This is a genomic window from Hydrogenophaga soli (assembly GCF_054777695.1).
The window spans coordinates 1-15,009 of record NZ_BAAHAK010000003.1 but is presented as its reverse complement, the minus strand read 5'-3'; the positions used below and the strand labels follow the sequence as shown (position 1 = coordinate 15,009).

General features: G+C 66.6%; 14 protein-coding genes. 12 read left to right on the top strand and 2 right to left on the bottom strand.

Annotated features, from left to right (window positions below):
* Positions 1 to 113: 113 nt before the first annotated feature.
* A complete protein-coding gene (locus ACYVB7_RS05885; RefSeq protein WP_460505735.1) occupies positions 114 to 635 on the bottom strand; it encodes a hemerythrin domain-containing protein in 522 nt (173 codons plus the stop codon).
* Positions 636 to 743: 108 nt separating this feature from the next.
* Between ACYVB7_RS05885 and ACYVB7_RS05880 the strand changes: the two genes are divergently transcribed.
* From ACYVB7_RS05880 to ACYVB7_RS05840, 9 genes are all read left to right on the top strand, one after another.
* Entirely contained in the window at positions 744 to 1,949 is a 1,206-nt protein-coding gene (locus tag ACYVB7_RS05880) for an ABC transporter substrate-binding protein (protein WP_460505733.1), read from the top strand.
* A 24-nt stretch (positions 1,950 to 1,973) separates the two neighbouring features.
* Positions 1,974 to 2,888 (top strand): branched-chain amino acid ABC transporter permease, encoded by a 915-nt coding sequence (locus ACYVB7_RS05875; protein WP_460505730.1) that lies wholly within the window; start codon positions 1,974 to 1,976, stop codon positions 2,886 to 2,888.
* 7 nt (positions 2,889 to 2,895) lie between these two features.
* Entirely contained in the window at positions 2,896 to 3,873 is a 978-nt protein-coding gene (locus tag ACYVB7_RS05870) for a branched-chain amino acid ABC transporter permease (protein WP_460505728.1), read from the top strand.
* Between the two features lie 10 nt (positions 3,874 to 3,883).
* Positions 3,884 to 4,678 (top strand): ABC transporter ATP-binding protein, encoded by a 795-nt coding sequence (locus ACYVB7_RS05865; protein ID WP_460506259.1) that lies wholly within the window; start codon positions 3,884 to 3,886, stop codon positions 4,676 to 4,678.
* Positions 4,675 to 5,406, top strand: coding sequence for an ABC transporter ATP-binding protein (locus tag ACYVB7_RS05860; protein ID WP_460505726.1), 732 nt, complete (start codon positions 4,675 to 4,677; stop codon positions 5,404 to 5,406). The genes ACYVB7_RS05865 and ACYVB7_RS05860 overlap by 4 nt, the downstream gene beginning before the upstream one ends.
* A gap of 22 nt (positions 5,407 to 5,428) precedes the next feature.
* A complete protein-coding gene (locus tag ACYVB7_RS05855; protein ID WP_460505725.1) occupies positions 5,429 to 6,367 on the top strand; it encodes an alpha/beta hydrolase in 939 nt (312 codons plus the stop codon).
* 61 nt (positions 6,368 to 6,428) lie between these two features.
* Positions 6,429 to 6,692: a helix-hairpin-helix domain-containing protein gene (locus tag ACYVB7_RS05850; RefSeq protein ID WP_460505723.1), complete on the top strand. Its 264-nt coding sequence runs from the start codon at positions 6,429 to 6,431 to the stop codon at positions 6,690 to 6,692.
* Positions 6,693 to 6,929: 237 nt separating this feature from the next.
* Positions 6,930 to 8,300: a hypothetical protein gene (locus tag ACYVB7_RS05845; protein ID WP_460505722.1), complete on the top strand. Its 1,371-nt coding sequence runs from the start codon at positions 6,930 to 6,932 to the stop codon at positions 8,298 to 8,300.
* Positions 8,301 to 8,422: 122 nt separating this feature from the next.
* Positions 8,423 to 10,351 carry a methyl-accepting chemotaxis protein gene (locus ACYVB7_RS05840; RefSeq protein ID WP_460505721.1) on the top strand — a complete coding sequence of 643 codons (1,929 nt, stop codon included), beginning with the start codon at positions 8,423 to 8,425 and terminating at the stop codon, positions 10,349 to 10,351.
* Positions 10,352 to 10,371: 20 nt separating this feature from the next.
* Here the strand turns inward: ACYVB7_RS05840 and argH are convergent, their stop codons facing one another.
* Entirely contained in the window at positions 10,372 to 11,829 is a 1,458-nt protein-coding gene (gene argH / locus ACYVB7_RS05835; RefSeq protein ID WP_460505720.1) for an argininosuccinate lyase, read from the bottom strand.
* A gap of 86 nt (positions 11,830 to 11,915) precedes the next feature.
* On the opposite strand from argH, the gene ACYVB7_RS05830 reads away from it, so the two are divergent.
* From ACYVB7_RS05830 to ACYVB7_RS05820, 3 genes are all read left to right on the top strand, one after another.
* A complete protein-coding gene (locus ACYVB7_RS05830; RefSeq protein ID WP_460505719.1) occupies positions 11,916 to 12,959 on the top strand; it encodes a sensor histidine kinase in 1,044 nt (347 codons plus the stop codon).
* On the top strand, positions 12,956 to 13,741 hold the full coding sequence (locus ACYVB7_RS05825; RefSeq protein WP_460505718.1) for a LytR/AlgR family response regulator transcription factor: 786 nt from the start codon (positions 12,956 to 12,958) through the stop codon (positions 13,739 to 13,741). The genes ACYVB7_RS05830 and ACYVB7_RS05825 overlap by 4 nt, the downstream gene beginning before the upstream one ends.
* Before the next feature lie 223 nt (positions 13,742 to 13,964).
* A partial coding sequence (locus tag ACYVB7_RS05820; RefSeq protein ID WP_460505716.1) for a methyl-accepting chemotaxis protein occupies positions 13,965 to 15,009 on the top strand: 1,045 nt, incomplete at its 3' end.

Genomic DNA, 15,009 nt, shown 5'->3' with positions numbered 1-15,009 from the left:
AGGTGTGGCTTGGCATGCTAGTCATGGATGGTCTTCGCTTGCGTGAAAGCCTGCGTGGGCGGATTGAAATAATTTGATCTGAGGCCATCGCCGCGGCGCGGACTGCCGACACTTCAGCTGCAACTGACGCTGCCGCAGCCGCTCATGGTGGCGGGGCGGATGACCGAGGGGTCGGCCAGCGTTTCGGTGGCGGAGTCAAAGCCCACGCTCTTGAGGTGCAGCGCCAAGCCCGCGTCCATGCTGGCGGCGTGCTGCGGAAACCACTCCGCCAGAGCCTCGGCCAGGCGCTGGATGATTTCGTTGTCGCCTTTCAGGTAATGCTCTTCCACCGCCCGCATGGTGTCGAGGATGGTGGCGTGGTGGCTGGCGTGGCAGTTGTCCGGCGCAAAACCAGTGGCCACCATCCAGCGTTCTTCCTGGGCAAAGTGTTCGATGGTGTGGGCCAGGAACTCGCGGTACAGGGGCAACTGGTCACGCAACGGGGTGGCCAGCAGGGTGTTGAGCTGGTCCACGAATTCGTGGTGGGTGTCGTCCATGCGCGCATCGCCGGTGTGCAGGCCGGGGGCCCAGTTCAGCCCCTGGGGCTGGGCGGCGGTGGCAGGGGCAGCAGGCGGGGTGAGGGTGTCGGTGCTCATGCGCTGCAAGGTTACCTCAAGCGCCATGCCCCACCGTTGACAGCGGTCAAGCGGGTAAGCTTGGTGTTCTTTGCCCCTTGTCCAGCCTGAACCCCTTGAGGAGCCCCCATGTTGTCTGACGCCCGTCGCGCTGTTCCTGCACTTGCCCCGTTGGCCCTGGCCGCTGTTTTGGCCTGTACCGCACACACCGCGCTGGCGGCTGACAAGGTGAAGGTGGGCCTGTTGTCCACCCTGTCGGGCCCGGGGGCCGCGTTGGGCGTGGACATTCGCGACGGCTTCAACCTGGCCATCAAACACACCGGCGGCCAGCTGGGCGGGCTGCCTGCTGAGGTGATCGTGGCCGACGACCAGATGAGCCCCGACGCCGCCAAACAGACGGCCGACCGCCTGCTCAAGCGCGACAAGGTCGATTTCATGACCGGCGTGGTGTTCTCCAACATCATGCTGGCGGTGGGGCAGCCCATTTTTGCCAGCAAGACCTTTTACGTGAGCGCCAACGCAGGCCCCAGCCAGTACGCCGGGGCGCAGTGCAACCCCTACTTCTTCAGCGCCTCGTACCAGAACGACAACATGCACGAGGCCGTGGGCAAGACGGTGACGGACAAGGGCTTCAAGAAAGCCGCCATCCTCGCCCCCAACTACCCTGCGGGCAAGGACGCGCTGGCCGGGTTCAAGCGCTACTTCAAGGGTGAGGTGGTGCTGGAGACCTACACCGCCCTCAACCAACTGGACTACGGGGCCGAGCTGTCCAAAATCCGCGCCTCGGGGGCCGATGCCGTCTACATCTTCCTGCCCGGGGGGCTGGGCATCAACTTCATCAAGCAGTTTGTGGGCACCGGTCTGTCGAAGGACATGACGCTGTTCGGCCCCGGCTTCTCGGGTGACGAAGACGTCATCAAGGCCGTGGGCGAACCCATGCTGGGCATGTTCAACACCTCGCAGTGGGCGCACGACATGAACAACCCGGCCAACCTGAAGTTCGTGACCGACTTCCAGAAGGAATACCACCGCCTGCCCACCCTGTACGCGGCCCAGGCCTACGACGCCGCCCGCCTGATGGACGCCGCCGTGCGCGACGTCAAGGGCAACCTGGCCGACAAGGCCGCGGTGCGCAAGGCGCTGGCGGCGGCACGCTTCGATTCGGTGCGCGGGGCCTTCAAGTTCAACACCAATCAGTTCCCCATCCAGGACTACTACCTGCGCGTCATCACCCGCGACACCCAGGGCCGCATCACCAACCGCATGCTGGGCAAGGTGTTCGAAAAACACGGCGATGCCTACGTGGGCGATTGCAAGATGCCCGCCGACCTTTGATTCACCGCGCTGACTCCCTCTGACATGGTGCTGCTGCTGGAGCAGGCGCTCAACGGCCTGCAATTCGGGTTGATGCTGTTCCTGCTGGCCGCCGGGCTGACGCTGGTGTTCGGCATCATGGACATGATCAACCTCGCCCACGGCTCGCTCTACATGGTGGGGGCCTACCTGGTGGCCGCCGTGGCCGGGGCCAGCGGCTCGTTCGTGCTGGCGCTGGCCGCGGGCGTGGCGGGCACGGCCGTGCTGGCCGTGGTGCTGGAGGCGCTGGTGCTGCGCCACTTGTACCGGCGCGACCACCTCTCGCAGGTGCTGGGCACCTTTGCCCTGCTGCTCATGGCCAACGAAGGCGTGCGCATGGTGTGGGGTTCGCAACCCGTGCCGCTGAGCCCGCCCGAGGCCTTGGCCGGGCCGGTGGAGTTGATGCCCGGCTTTTTCTACCCGGCCTACCGGTTGCTCATCATCGCCGTGGGGCTGGCCGTGGCGCTGGGGCTGTACCTGCTGGTCACCCGCACCCGGCTGGGCATGCAGGTGCGGGCCGGGGCGTCCAACCGCGACATGGCGCTGGCCATGGGCGTCAACGTGTCCCGGCTGTTCACCGGCGTGTTCGCGCTGGGCGCGGCCCTGTGCGCCGTGGCCGGGGGCCTGCTGGGGCCGCTGCTGGCGGTGCAGGTGGGCATGGGCGAGAACATCCTGATTCTGGCGTTTGTGGTCATCGTCATCGGTGGCATCGGCTCCATCCGCGGGGCGCTGCTGGCTTCGCTGATGGTGGGGCTGGTGGACACCCTGGGCCGCGTGGCCATGCCTTGGCTGTTCGGGCTGGCGCTGGGCCCCGAGGCCGCCGACCAGGCCGGCCCCGCGGTGGCCAGCATCCTCATCTACGTGCTCATGGCGGGGGTGCTGGTGTTCAAGCCGCGTGGGCTGTTTCCGGCGCAGGGTTGAGGCACGCATGGGCAAACCAACCCTTTCCCTTGCGCAGAGCCTGCGCAGCCCGCTGGACCACCCCCTGCACCCCCGCTGGGCGGGTGTTTTGCTCCTGTTTTTGTTGCTGCTTCCGCTTGTTCTGAAAGCGCTGGAGCAGGATTTTTATGTGGGTGTGGCCAGCCGCATCCTCATTTTTGCGCTGGCCGCCAGCAGCCTCAACCTGGTGCTGGGGTTTGGCGGCATGGTCAGTTTTGGCCATGCGGCGTTTGTGGGGCTGGGCGGCTACACCGTGGGCGTGCTCATGCAGTACGGGCTGGCCTCGGCCTGGCTGGCGTGGCCGCTGGCCGCGCTGGTGGGCGGGCTGGCGGCGGTGCTGATCGGGGCCATCTGCCTGCGCACCCAGGGGGTGTACTTCATCATGATCACCCTGGCCTTTGCTCAGATGCTGTACTACCTGGCGGTGTCGCTCAAGGTGTACGGCGGTGACGACGGCCTGATGCTGGCCGCCCGCAACACCTTGGGGCTGGTGGACCTGGCGGGCGACAACGCCTTTTATTACACCGTGCTGGCGCTGGGGGCCGCCGTGTTCCTGGGCCTTTACCGCCTGCTCAACGCGCCGTTCGGCCACGCCCTGCAAGCCGTGCGCGACAACGACACCCGCATGGCTGCGCTGGGCCACCCGGTGCGGCGCATCCGCCTCACCGCGTTTGCGCTGGGCGGTGCGCTGGCCGGGCTGGCCGGGGCGCTGCTGGCCAACCAGGCCGGGTTTGTCAGCCCGGCGGGCATGGCCTGGAGCCAGTCGGGCATGCTGATGGTCATGGTCATCCTGGGTGGGGTGGGGCGCCTGTACGGCGGGCTGGTGGGGGCCACGGTGTTCCTGGTGGCCGAAGAACTGCTGGCCACCCACACCATCCACTGGCAGTTGGGCCTGGGGCTGGTGCTGCTGGCCGTGGTGCTGCGGGCACCCAATGGCGTGCTGAGTTTGCTCATGCCCAGGAAATGACATGAGCGACATGACCCAAGGCCACCCCCACCACCCGCACATTCTGCAGACGCACGACCTGGTCAAGCGTTTTGGCGGCCTGTGCGCCACCGACCACGCCCACCTGGCCGTGACGGCGGGCGAGGTGCATGCCCTCATCGGCCCCAACGGCGCGGGCAAGACCACGCTCATCCACCAGCTGTCGGGGGCGCTGGCCCCCACCTCGGGCCGCGTGGTGTTCGACGGCGTGGACGTGACGCACACCCCCATCCACCAACGGGCGCTGATGGGCCTGGTGCGCAGCCACCAGATCACCAGCGTCTTCCCCCGCCTGCCGGTGCTGGACAACCTGGCCCTGGCCGTGCAGGCCCACCAGACCGGGCCGGGGGGCACCGGCGGGGGGCTGCTGCGGCAGTTCTGGCAACCCGCCCGCTCACACACCGAACGCTACGAGCAAGCCGCCGAGGTGGCCGAGCGCGTGGGCCTGGGCGCGGCGCTGCACACCCTGGCCGGGGCCTTGTCGCACGGCGAACAGCGGCAGCTGGAGGTGGGCCTGGCCCTGGCGCTGCGCCCCAAACTGCTGCTGCTGGACGAACCCCTGGCCGGCATGGGTCCCGAGGAAGGCGAACGCATGGTGGACCTGCTGGCCGACCTGCGCGGCGAGGCCACGCTGCTGCTGGTGGAGCACGACATGGACGCCGTCTTCCGCCTGGCCGACCGCATCTCGGTGCTGGTGGGCGGGCGCGTCATCGCCACCGGCACACCTGACGCCATCCGCGCCAACACCGAGGTGCAACGCGCCTACCTGGGGGAGGAACACGCATGACGGCCTTGCTTGAGGTCAGTGACCTGGAAGCCGCCTACGGCCCCAGCCAGGTGCTGTTCGGGGTGAGCCTGCGCATTGGCGTGGGCGAGGTTGCCACGCTGGTGGGCCGCAACGGCATGGGCAAAACCACCACGGTGCGCAGCATCCTGGGGCTGATGCCGTCCAACGGCCACCGGGAGGGCGGCAGCCTGCGTTTTCTGGGCGAGCGCATCGACGGCCTGGCCCCCGACCGCATCGCCCGCATGGGTGTGGCCGTGGTGCCCGAGGGGCGGCAGGTGTTTCCCAACCTCAGCGTGCGCGAAAACCTGGTGGCCTTTGCCGCCCGCCGCAACGGCGTCAGCGCCCAGGCCACGCCCTGGACGCTGGAGCGGGTGCTGCACCTGTTTCCCCGCCTGGGCGAACGCCTGGGCCACATGGGCAACCAGCTCTCGGGGGGTGAACAGCAGATGCTGGCCGTGGGCCGGGCGCTGATGACCAACCCCCACCTGCTGATCCTGGACGAGGCCACCGAGGGCCTGGCCCCGCTGATCCGCGAGGACATCTGGCGCTGCCTGGACACGCTTCGCCAGCAGGGGCAGACCATCCTGGTCATCGACAAGTACATCCAGCGCCTGATCCAGCTGGCCGACCACCACACCGTGCTGGAAAAAGGCCGGGTGGCCTGGCAGGGACCGTCTGCCGCGCTGGCCGCCGACCCCTCGCTGTGGCACCGCTACCTGGGGGTTTGACGCCCAGTCCCTGGAGTCCTCCATGACCGAATCCACCGCCGCCCCCGATTCCCCCGGCTCCCCTGCCTGGCTGGACGCCCAGTACAACAACCGCGCCCGCGTGCCCCAGGCGGTGCAGCACCTCCAGCGCTGGGCCGCCGACTCCGCCGCCGCCCGCGCCGAGTTGCTGGCCCGCGGCCAGGCCGTGCTGGATGTGCCCTACATGGACCAGTCCGGCCTGAGCCCCGCCGCGCAGACGGTGGACGTGTTCACCCCGCCCGCCAGCGCCACGCCGCCTGCCGGGGGCTGGCCGGTGCTGGTGTTTGTGCACGGCGGCTACTGGCGGGCGCTGGACAAGGCCGACCACAGCTTCATCGCCCCGCCGTGGGTGAATGCCGCCGTTGGCCCGGGTGCCATCGTGGTGGTGCCCAACTACGCGCTGTGCCCGGCGGTGACGGTCGGCACCATCACCGCGCAAATGCAGCAGGCCGTGGCCTGGACGTGGCGGCACATTGCCCGCCACGGCGGCAACCCGCAGCGCATCACCGTGGCGGGTCATTCTGCCGGGGGGCATGGGGTGGGCATGCTGCTGGCCACGCCCTTGGCGCACTGGCAGGCGCTGGGGGTGGCGACGGAGGCGGGGGGCACGTCACCCGTGCGGCACGGGGTGAGCATCAGCGGCCTGTTCGACCTGGCCCCCATTGCACACACGCCCTTCCTGGCCGACCTGCGGTTGTCGCCCGAGGAGGCCCAGGCCCAAAGCCCCATCCACCACCCGCCCACCGGCGGACCGCTGACCGCGGTGGTGGGCGGCGACGAGAGTGAAGAATTCCTGCGCCAGAACGGCCTGTTGCGCCAAGCCTGGGGCGAGGCCGCGGCCCCCGTGGCCGAGGTGCTGCCGGGGCTCAACCACTTCAGCGTGGTGGAGGAACTGGCCCAACCCGCCAGCCGCCTGAGCGCCTGGGTGGCGGAAAAGTTGTGAATCAAAACGGCACCTGGCGCTTTTTATGAAAGCGTAAATAGCTATGAATTTGGGAGTAAAAATGCCTTTCTCAGAAGCTGAAAAAAACGTGTTGCTGGCGGTGAAAGGCGTGGGCCCTACCGTGGTGCTGCGCTTGGAGAGCATGGGGTTGGCGTCGCTGGCGCAGCTGGCCGAGGCCGATGCCACCGATGTGCTGCGCCAGGGGGCGGCCCTCACGGGCTCCAGCTGCTGGAAGAACAGCCCGCAGGCGAAAAAAGCCATCCAGGCGGCCATTGAGGCGGCGGTGGCGCATGTGCATGCGTCGCCCCGTTCGCCCCAGGGCTGAGGCATTCAAGCCTCCTCGTGCCGCATTTCCAGCCACAGGGCGTTGAGCACGGCCAACCCGGTGGGGGTGTCCCGGGCGACACGGATGCGGCCATGGCATTCGCGTGCGAATGCGTGTTTTCGCTTGGGGGTGATCCTTCAGGGGCCAATGCCTGGATGCTGGGGGCTTGCCTGAGTCGCCTGAATTTCCTTTGCCATCGGTCGGTACGCGTGGCAGTGCTTCTGTCCAGGGTGGAACATGACCGTCATCAATCGCACCGCGTCCGCGCCCGGTATCACCCCGCCTGCGGTTCATGGCGAGCACGGGCCGAGCCACCCCTCGCCATTGCCCGAACGGTCCACTCGCGGCTCCGGGTTTGAAGGTCTGGCACCGCGCCTGGCACAACTGACGGTGGTGCCGTCTGCCGGAGGGCCTCCCCAGGCCCCCGCGGACTTGCGCCCCCGCGTTGCGCTGTCGGCGCACGGGCTGAGCGTCCCGCCACGCACCACGGCGGGGAAGAATCAGCCGATTGCCAACCCGTTGGCCATGCATCTGGGAACCCAGACCGCCGACGGGGGTTTTGTGGCCACGGGCAAGTGGAACGGCCCGGCGGCTGTGGCCACGGCTTCGCCCAGCCGAACGCAGCCCCTGCGGCACCACGAGGCGCAGCAGGCGGGCTACCAGCTGGGGGCCAAACTCAATGGCGACCCTGTCGATCATCCGGTGGATCGGCGGCGGCTGGCGCAGGCCAGCCAGACCATGCATCAGACGCGCCTGGCGCTCAAGCACGGGCGCGGCAACATCCTCCAGGATGTCGAGCTGACCGGGGGTGCCAGTGCACAACGGACCATGGTGTCGTATGGCATCCAGCAGCGGCTTGGCAACGACATCGGTTGGGGCACCGCACTGGCGTATGGAGCTGGCAGCTGCGATCAGCATGGGGGCATCAATTCGCGCCTGCACGCCCCCAAGCTGCGCCCTGGAGAGCGCACCCAAACGGTCTACCTTGATCAAGCCGCCATGGCGTCGTTGAACGGCCCCACCGGCCACACGTTTTCGGAAGCCCATGGCCGACCGAGGACGGGCTGGAACAAGCAAGAGGACGGCACGACGCAGAACGTTGCGGAAAGTCCTCCGCCCGTGGTGATGGACAGCTGGGCCAACGGCCCCGCGGTCAGGCGTGGCGACAGCGTTTATGCGTCCTTGGGTGACGCCATGAAGCCCATGGAGACCTTCGATGCCACGTCGGGGCGGCAGGCCATGGACAGGATGCTGGATGCCCAGAAGAAGTTTTCGCCCGGTGGCGAGGGGCGCGTGGTCACCGAGGCCGTTCTTGCCGCACTGCCCGCACAGAGCCTGTATGTCGAGTGGAACGAGGTGCAGGTGGTGAGCCCCCAATTTGCGAAAGCCGCCGCCCAGAACCTCGCCCAGGCCGGGCGGCTGTCTGCCGACATCATGGCCGTTGGTGCGGGCCGCGAAGCCTACAACCTGAGCGTGGGTCAGGCCACCAAGCAGGCCACGCTCGACGCCATCCGACACGAGGCCGCCCACCTCAACCACCAGACGCGCCCGGCGGTGGTGACGCCACGCAGCCCCCCCGCCGATCCGGCTCCAACGCCTGCCGCGTGACGGTGTTCCACGTTTTGACAGTTGGCGGTTTCCGTTGACGTAAATCAACGAGCGCCCGGCGCAAGGCCGCAACCATGGTGGAACCCAGGTTTTTCTGGTCTGGTTCACCGCGAGTCCTGCCCATGTCCCTGCTGCCCTTTTTGTCTTCCGCATCACCCGCCAGTGGCACGTTCGACTGCAACCAACCGCCCCGCTCGCTGCGCAGCCTGGGGGTGAAGGGGGGTGGTGGGGTGTTGATGGCCTTTGTGCCGCCCCAGGCGGACTTTGCCCGCGTCAACAGTGCCTGGCAGCAGCTGGCCACGCCGGGCATGACGGTGCTGACGCTGTCGTCCAGCGGCGCCCTGTGCAGTGCCCGCGCGGCGTCCACCTACTGCGACGCTTCGGGCCAGGAGGGCAGCTGGTTGTGGCTGCCCAAGGGCTTGGTGGGACAGCACGAGGTTCACCTGGTGGACTTGCATGTGAACGACCCACCCTCGGCCAAGGTGCGCGTGACCGCCATCCAGCGCGAGTTGGACCGCCTGCCACTGCGTCTGCCGCTGTCCGCCGACCGGACCTTTGCCCTGGTGTATTGCGACGGGCTGTCCGCCTCCGAGGGTTTTTTGATGCAGGCCTGGTACGCCAGCGGGCGTTTTCCGTGCCTGGCCATTGGCGGGTCGGCTGGGGGCTCGCTGGATTTCAAGGCCACTTACATCGGCACCGCGGCTGGGGTGCACCAGCAAAAGGCGTTGCTGGTGTTTTGCGAAATGGCCAAGGGCAAGTCGTTTGCGCCGTTCAAGAGCCAGAACTTTGCCGCCACCGCCCACAGCTGGCTGGTGGCCGAGGCCGACCCAGTGGCCCGCACCGTCACCTCGGTGTTTGATGCCCAGCAACGCCCCCGTCCGGTGGTGGAGGTGTTGTGCGAGCAGTTCCATTGCCGCCCGGACCAGCTGTCGCAGCAACTCAATGAGCACACCTTTGCCGTGAAGGTGGATGACGAATACTTCATCCGCTCGGTGGCCAGCATCCAGGACGACCACATCACCTTCTTTTGCGACCTGGAGTTTGGCGACCGCCTGCACCTGATGCGGGCCACGGGTTTTGCCGAAAGCACCCAGAAGGACTGGACGCAGTTCATGGCCCACAAGCCCCAGCCCGTGGGGCTGCTGCTGAACGACTGTGTGCTGCGTCGCGTCAACAATGCCACGGCGGTGGGGCAGGCCCGCTTTTTCGAGCGCATTGCGGCGGCGGGTTTTTCCAGCTTTGGCGAAATCCTGGGCGTGCCCATCAACCAGACGCTGTCGGCCCTGGTGTTTTTTGACCGCGACGTGCGCGCCATGGCAGGCTTTCCGGCCACCTACGCCGCCTATGCCGGGCACTACACCCAGCGGGCGCTGTACCGCTGGGAGGCCATGCACCGCATCCAGGCCGGGATGATGGAGCGTGTGGTGGCCTACCAGGAAAGTGTGGCGCCGTTGCTGCAGGCCTTGCCGCAGCTGGAACACGCCACACAGACGCAATCGCAAGCGCTGGACGTGGCGGAAAACAGCATTCGCTCGCTCAGCGGGTCGGCCACCCAGACCCGGGCGGCACAAGACCACCTGGAGCAGGAGCTGACCGAGCTGGAGCGCATTTCCAAGGGCATCAGCCAGATCACCTCGGGCATCAGCCGCATTGCCGATCAGACCAACCTGCTGGCCCTCAACGCCGCGGTGGAAGCAGCGCGAGCCGGTGACACGGGCCGGGGCTTTGCGGTGGTGGCCGACGAGGTGCGCCGCCTGGCCCGCTCGTCCAAAGACCAGGCCGACGCCACCCGCAACGACATCAATGCGGCGGTGGCGGCCATCTCACGCATCCGCAGCGTGGCCACCAGCACGGTGGACACCACGCAGGAAATGGCTCAGCAGAGCATTTCAGCCGCCGAGCGCATCGCCACCATGAGCGCGGACACGGCAGAAGAGCGCCGCAACATTGCGGTGTGCCTGGGCAACCTGAAGGACATGGCCAAGAACATGGACGCCATGCACGAAAGCATCGACCAGATCACCCTGCTGGGGCGCCTGGCCGGGGATTGAGCGTTGAAGGTTCGGGCGCTTCAGCCCGCCAGCCGCGCCCGGTGCCGCACCAGTTGCTGGCGCACCTGGACCGGGGCGGTGCCGCCCAGGGTGTTGCGGGCGTTGAGGCTGCCTTCCAGGCTCAGGCAATCGAACACATCGGCCTCAATGGCGGGGTTGAACGATTGCAGCTCGGCCAGGGTCAGCTCGCTCAGGTCCTTGCCTTGCTGGCTGGCCACCTTGACGGCGTGGGCCACGGCCTCGTGCGCGTCGCGGAAGGGCAGGCCTTTTTTCACCATGTAGTCGGCCAGGTCGGTGGCGGTGGCATAGCCCTTTTGGGCTGCGGCACGCATGGGTGAGGGGTTGACGGTGATGCCGCCTTCCTTCTGGCCGGTGGCGGGGTTGAGCTGGCCGCCGATCATTTCGGCAAAGATGCGCAGCGTGTCCTTCAGCGTGTCCACGGTGTCGAACAGCGGCTCTTTGTCTTCCTGGTTGTCCTTGTTGTAGGCCAGGGGCTGGCCCTTCATCAGGGTGATGAGGCCCATCAAATGGCCCACCACGCGCCCGGTCTTGCCGCGGGCCAGTTCGGGCACGTCGGGGTTTTTCTTCTGCGGCATGATGGAACTGCCGGTGGTGAAGCGGTCGGCAATCTTGATGAAGCCAAAGTTCTGGCTCATCCACACGATCAGCTCTTCACTCAGGCGGCTGATGTGCACCATGCACAGGCTGGCGGCGGCGGTGAATTCGATGGCGAAGTCGCGGTCGCTCACGGCATCCAGGCTGTTCTGGCACACCTGGGCGTTGCCCGCGTCATCCACCATGCCCAGGGTGCGGGCCACGCGCTCGCGGTCCAGCGGGTAGGTGGTGCCGGCCAAAGCGGCGCTGCCCAGCGGCAGGCGGTTGGTGCGGCGACGCACATCGGCCATGCGCTCGGCGTCGCGGGCAAACATTTCCACATAGGCCAGCAGGTGGTGGGCAAAGCTCACGGGCTGGGCCACTTGCAGGTGGGTGAAGCCGGGCAGGATCACGTCCACATTCTTTTCGGCCACGTCCACCAGCGAGGTCTGCACCTCGGTCAGCAGGCCGCTGATGATGTCCATCTCGCTGCGCAGCCACAGGCGCACGTCGGTGGCCACCTGGTCGTTGCGGCTGCGGCCGGTGTGCAGGCGCTTGCCCGCGTCGCCCACCAGTTGGGTCAGCCGGGCTTCGATGTTCAGGTGCACGTCTTCCAGGTCCAGCTTCCACTCGAAGGTGCCCGCCTCAATTTCCGAAGAAATTTGGGCCATGCCGCTTTGTATGGCTGAGAAGTCTGCTACAGAAATGATGTTCTGCGCAGCCAGCATTTCGGCGTGGGCCAGGCTGCCCTGGATGTCGGCTTGCCACAGGCGTTTGTCGAAGAACACGCTGGCGGTGTAGCGCTTGACCAGCTCGCTCATGGGTTCGGAGAACAGGGCGGACCAGGCTTGGGATTTGGTGTCGAGTTGGTTGGGGGTGGACATGGTGTAGGCTGGCTTGTGGGGCGTGTCTGACCAATAATCAATTGATCACGATCCTGCTGTGCACCACGCACCCGACCGGGAGCCCCATGAAAGACACCGAGATTTTATCGACGCTGCACCCCGTGCCCGGGCCGAACGCCTGGGCGGTGGGCGCGGTGCGTCCCTTGGTGTTTGACGCCTGCCATGTGGGCGTGGTGCTGCGGGCGGTGTTGTTCGTGCAAGCGGTGGTGGGGGTGGGCAGCCTGTTTGCCACGCCCCTGGGGTGGGACGGGCTGCTGGAGTTGCTGGCCTGGAGCGTGTCGGCGCAGACGGCGGTGTTGCTGTGGTTGACCACGGCCTGCCTGCTCAAACAGGGCTTGGGGCGGTGGTCCATGCCCGTACAGGCCGCGGTGGGCGTGGGCCTGGGCGCGGTGGCCGGGGCGTTTGCGCAAGCACTGCTGGTGTGGCTGGGGCTGACCTCCGGGCCGCGTTGGCTGGCCTGTGTGCTGGCCGGGGCCTTGATGGCCGGGGTGCTGGTGGCCGGTTTGGTGTGGCGGGCGCGGGCGCAGTTGCCTGCGGGCACGTCGGCGCGTTTGGCCGAGTTGCAGTCGCGCATTCGGCCGCATTTTTTGTTCAACACCCTCAACAGCGCCATTGCCCTCATCCGCGCCGAACCCGCGCGGGCCGAGGCCATGCTGGAAGACCTGAGCGAGCTGTTCCGCAGTGCCCTGGCCAACCCCCACACCGAATCCACGCTGGCCGAAGAGCTGCAGCTGGCCGAGCGTTACCTGGCCATCGAGCAGGTGCGTTTTGGTCCACGCCTTCGGCTGGAGTTGGCGCTGGACCCGTCCACCCACGGCGCCCGGTTGCCGCCGCTGATCCTGCAGCCGCTGGTGGAAAATGCCGTCAAGCACGGCGTGGAACCCAGCGCTGAGGGGGCCGACATCCGCATCAGCACCCAGCGCCGTGGGGAGCATGTGCTGATCAAGGTCACCAACACCGTGCCCGCCGGGTCCGGCGAGCCGGGCATGGGGCTGGCCTTGTCCAACGTGAAAGAGCGCTTGGCGCTGATGCACGATTTGCAAGCCAGCCTGCGCACGGCGCAGGTTGATGGGGTGTTTCAAGCCCGCCTGGAGGTGCCTTTGTCATGACCTTGCCAACGACCGTGTTGAACGTGTGTGTGGTGGACGATGAGCCCCTGGCCCGCCAGCGCCTGCGCACCTTGCTGGGCGACTGCCGCGAACCGGGGGCCACCGTGGTGGCCGAGGCGGGCGATGCGGCGGCGGCCCTGGCCGCCTTGGCTGGGCAGCGTTGTGACGTGGTGCTGCTGGACATCCACATGCCCGGGGCCGATGGCCTGAAGCTGGCCCACACCCTGCGGGCGCTGACGCCCGCGCCCGCGGTGGTGTTCGTGACCGCCCATGCCGAGCACGCCGTGCAGGCCTTCGAGCTGGACGCGGTGGACTACCTGACCAAACCCGTGCGGCTGGAGCGCTTGCAGGCAGCGCTTAAAAAAGCAGAGCGAAGTGTTCAATTGAATAAAGCGCCAGAGCCTGATTTTTCTTCAAATTCAGGGGCGTCATTGGCGCGGGATGTGATCGTCATCCACGACCGGGGCCGCACCGAGCGGGTGCCGTTGATGGAGGTGCTGTACCTCAAGGCCGAACTCAAGTACGTGACCGTTCGCACCGCGCAGCGCAACCTGATCTACGACGGCTCGCTGGCCGAATTCGAAGAGCGCCATGGCGAGCACTGGCTGCGCATCCACCGCAACGCGCTGGTGGCCCGCCACGCCATCCGGGCGCTGGAAAAGCACCACGATCCCGCCGAGGGCGGAGAAGGCTGGGCCTTGCGCGTGCAGGGGGTGCCCGAGTTGTTGGCGGTGTCGCGGCGCCAACTGCCCGCAGTGCGGGACGCGCTGGCGCGGCCCTGAGGGCAAAACCACGCGTCGACCTCGTCAGCCAATCTTCTACTTCCCCTCCAAAGTCATCGGCCTTGCCCAGGCAGAACTGCGTTCGCGGGTTTACCCTGAAAAAACTGTCACGCACCGGCAACTGATTTCTTAAAAGGCCAAAAGAGGATGGCTGGAGTGGTACGGATTCCTATACTGGATGTCGGTTTTCACTGAATTCTGAGTCTCATTTTTTGGAGGGGACATGTTTGCTCACTGGACACTGAAAAAGAAGCTGATCGCCACGTTTTCCAGCATCTTGGTGCTGGCCGGGCTGCTGATGGGGGTGGCTTTGGTCAACACCAACAAGTTGCTTGAAACAGTGGGTTGGAACACCCACACCTACCAGGTGCTGGATGCTTCCGACAAGATGTTGTTGGCCATGGTCAACATCGAGACCGGGCTGCGTGGGTTTGTCGCCAGTGGCGACGACAAGTTTCTCGAACCGTTCAAACAAGGGCAGCTGGCTTTCTCATCCAGTTTTAACGAAGCCAAGGCGCTGACCTCGGACAACCCATCGCAGCAAGGACGCCTTGACAAGATGATGGGCAACCACAAACAGTTCATGGATGTGGCCGGGGCTCTGGTTGCCTTGCGGCGTGAGGTCACTGCTGGCAAGGTTCCTCTGGAGGACCTTCTGAAAGAGTTCGGGGCCGCCAAAGACAAGGCTGCGATGGATGCCTTTCGCGCAGGGGTCGCCGAATTTGAGAAAGCTGAGTCCGCACTGCTTGGCTCCCGTTCCAAGGCGTTGGACTCGACGGCGTCCACCACCACCAACACATTGATGTTTGGTGGCATTGGGTTGTTTGTGCTGGCGGGTGGTTTGGGTTTCTTGTTGGCTCGCAGCATCCTGGCCCAACTGGGCGCCGAACCGTCCGAACTGTCCGACGCCCTGGGCCGAGTGGCCGACGGTGACCTGAGCGAACGCCTGAACGTCTCTGCCACAGACACCACCAGCGTGATGGCCTCGCTGGCACGCATGCAGCAATCCCTGATCCGCGTGGTCTCCTCGGTGCGCCAAGGCTCGGACGGCGTGGCCACGGCCTCCACGCAGATTGCCCAAGGCAACCAAGACCTCTCGGGCCGCACCGAAAGCCAAGCCAGCGCCCTGGAAGAGACCGCCTCCAGCATGGAAGAACTGGGCTCCACCGTCAAACAAAACGCCGACAACGCCCGCCAGGCCAACCAACTGGCCATGAGCGCCTCCACCGTGGCCGTGCAAGGTGGGGAAGTGGTGAGCCAAGTGGTGG

Excerpts from the sequence above, each read along its gene's own strand:
- ACYVB7_RS05885 (WP_460505735.1), bottom strand. The coding sequence starts at position 635 with ATGAGCACCGACACCCTCACCCCGCCTGCTGCCCCTGCCACCGCCGCC.
- ACYVB7_RS05880 (WP_460505733.1), top strand. The coding sequence starts at position 744 with ATGTTGTCTGACGCCCGTCGCGCTGTTCCTGCACTTGCCCCGTTGGCC.
- ACYVB7_RS05875 (WP_460505730.1), top strand. The coding sequence starts at position 1,974 with ATGGTGCTGCTGCTGGAGCAGGCGCTCAACGGCCTGCAATTCGGGTTG.
- ACYVB7_RS05870 (WP_460505728.1), top strand. The coding sequence starts at position 2,896 with ATGGGCAAACCAACCCTTTCCCTTGCGCAGAGCCTGCGCAGCCCGCTG.
- ACYVB7_RS05865 (WP_460506259.1), top strand. The coding sequence starts at position 3,884 with ATGACCCAAGGCCACCCCCACCACCCGCACATTCTGCAGACGCACGAC.
- ACYVB7_RS05860 (WP_460505726.1), top strand. The coding sequence starts at position 4,675 with ATGACGGCCTTGCTTGAGGTCAGTGACCTGGAAGCCGCCTACGGCCCC.
- ACYVB7_RS05855 (WP_460505725.1), top strand. The coding sequence starts at position 5,429 with ATGACCGAATCCACCGCCGCCCCCGATTCCCCCGGCTCCCCTGCCTGG.
- ACYVB7_RS05850 (WP_460505723.1), top strand. The coding sequence starts at position 6,429 with ATGCCTTTCTCAGAAGCTGAAAAAAACGTGTTGCTGGCGGTGAAAGGC.
- ACYVB7_RS05845 (WP_460505722.1), top strand. The coding sequence starts at position 6,930 with ATGACCGTCATCAATCGCACCGCGTCCGCGCCCGGTATCACCCCGCCT.
- ACYVB7_RS05840 (WP_460505721.1), top strand. The coding sequence starts at position 8,423 with ATGTCCCTGCTGCCCTTTTTGTCTTCCGCATCACCCGCCAGTGGCACG.
- argH (WP_460505720.1), bottom strand. The coding sequence starts at position 11,829 with ATGTCCACCCCCAACCAACTCGACACCAAATCCCAAGCCTGGTCCGCC.
- ACYVB7_RS05830 (WP_460505719.1), top strand. The coding sequence starts at position 11,916 with ATGAAAGACACCGAGATTTTATCGACGCTGCACCCCGTGCCCGGGCCG.
- ACYVB7_RS05825 (WP_460505718.1), top strand. The coding sequence starts at position 12,956 with ATGACCTTGCCAACGACCGTGTTGAACGTGTGTGTGGTGGACGATGAG.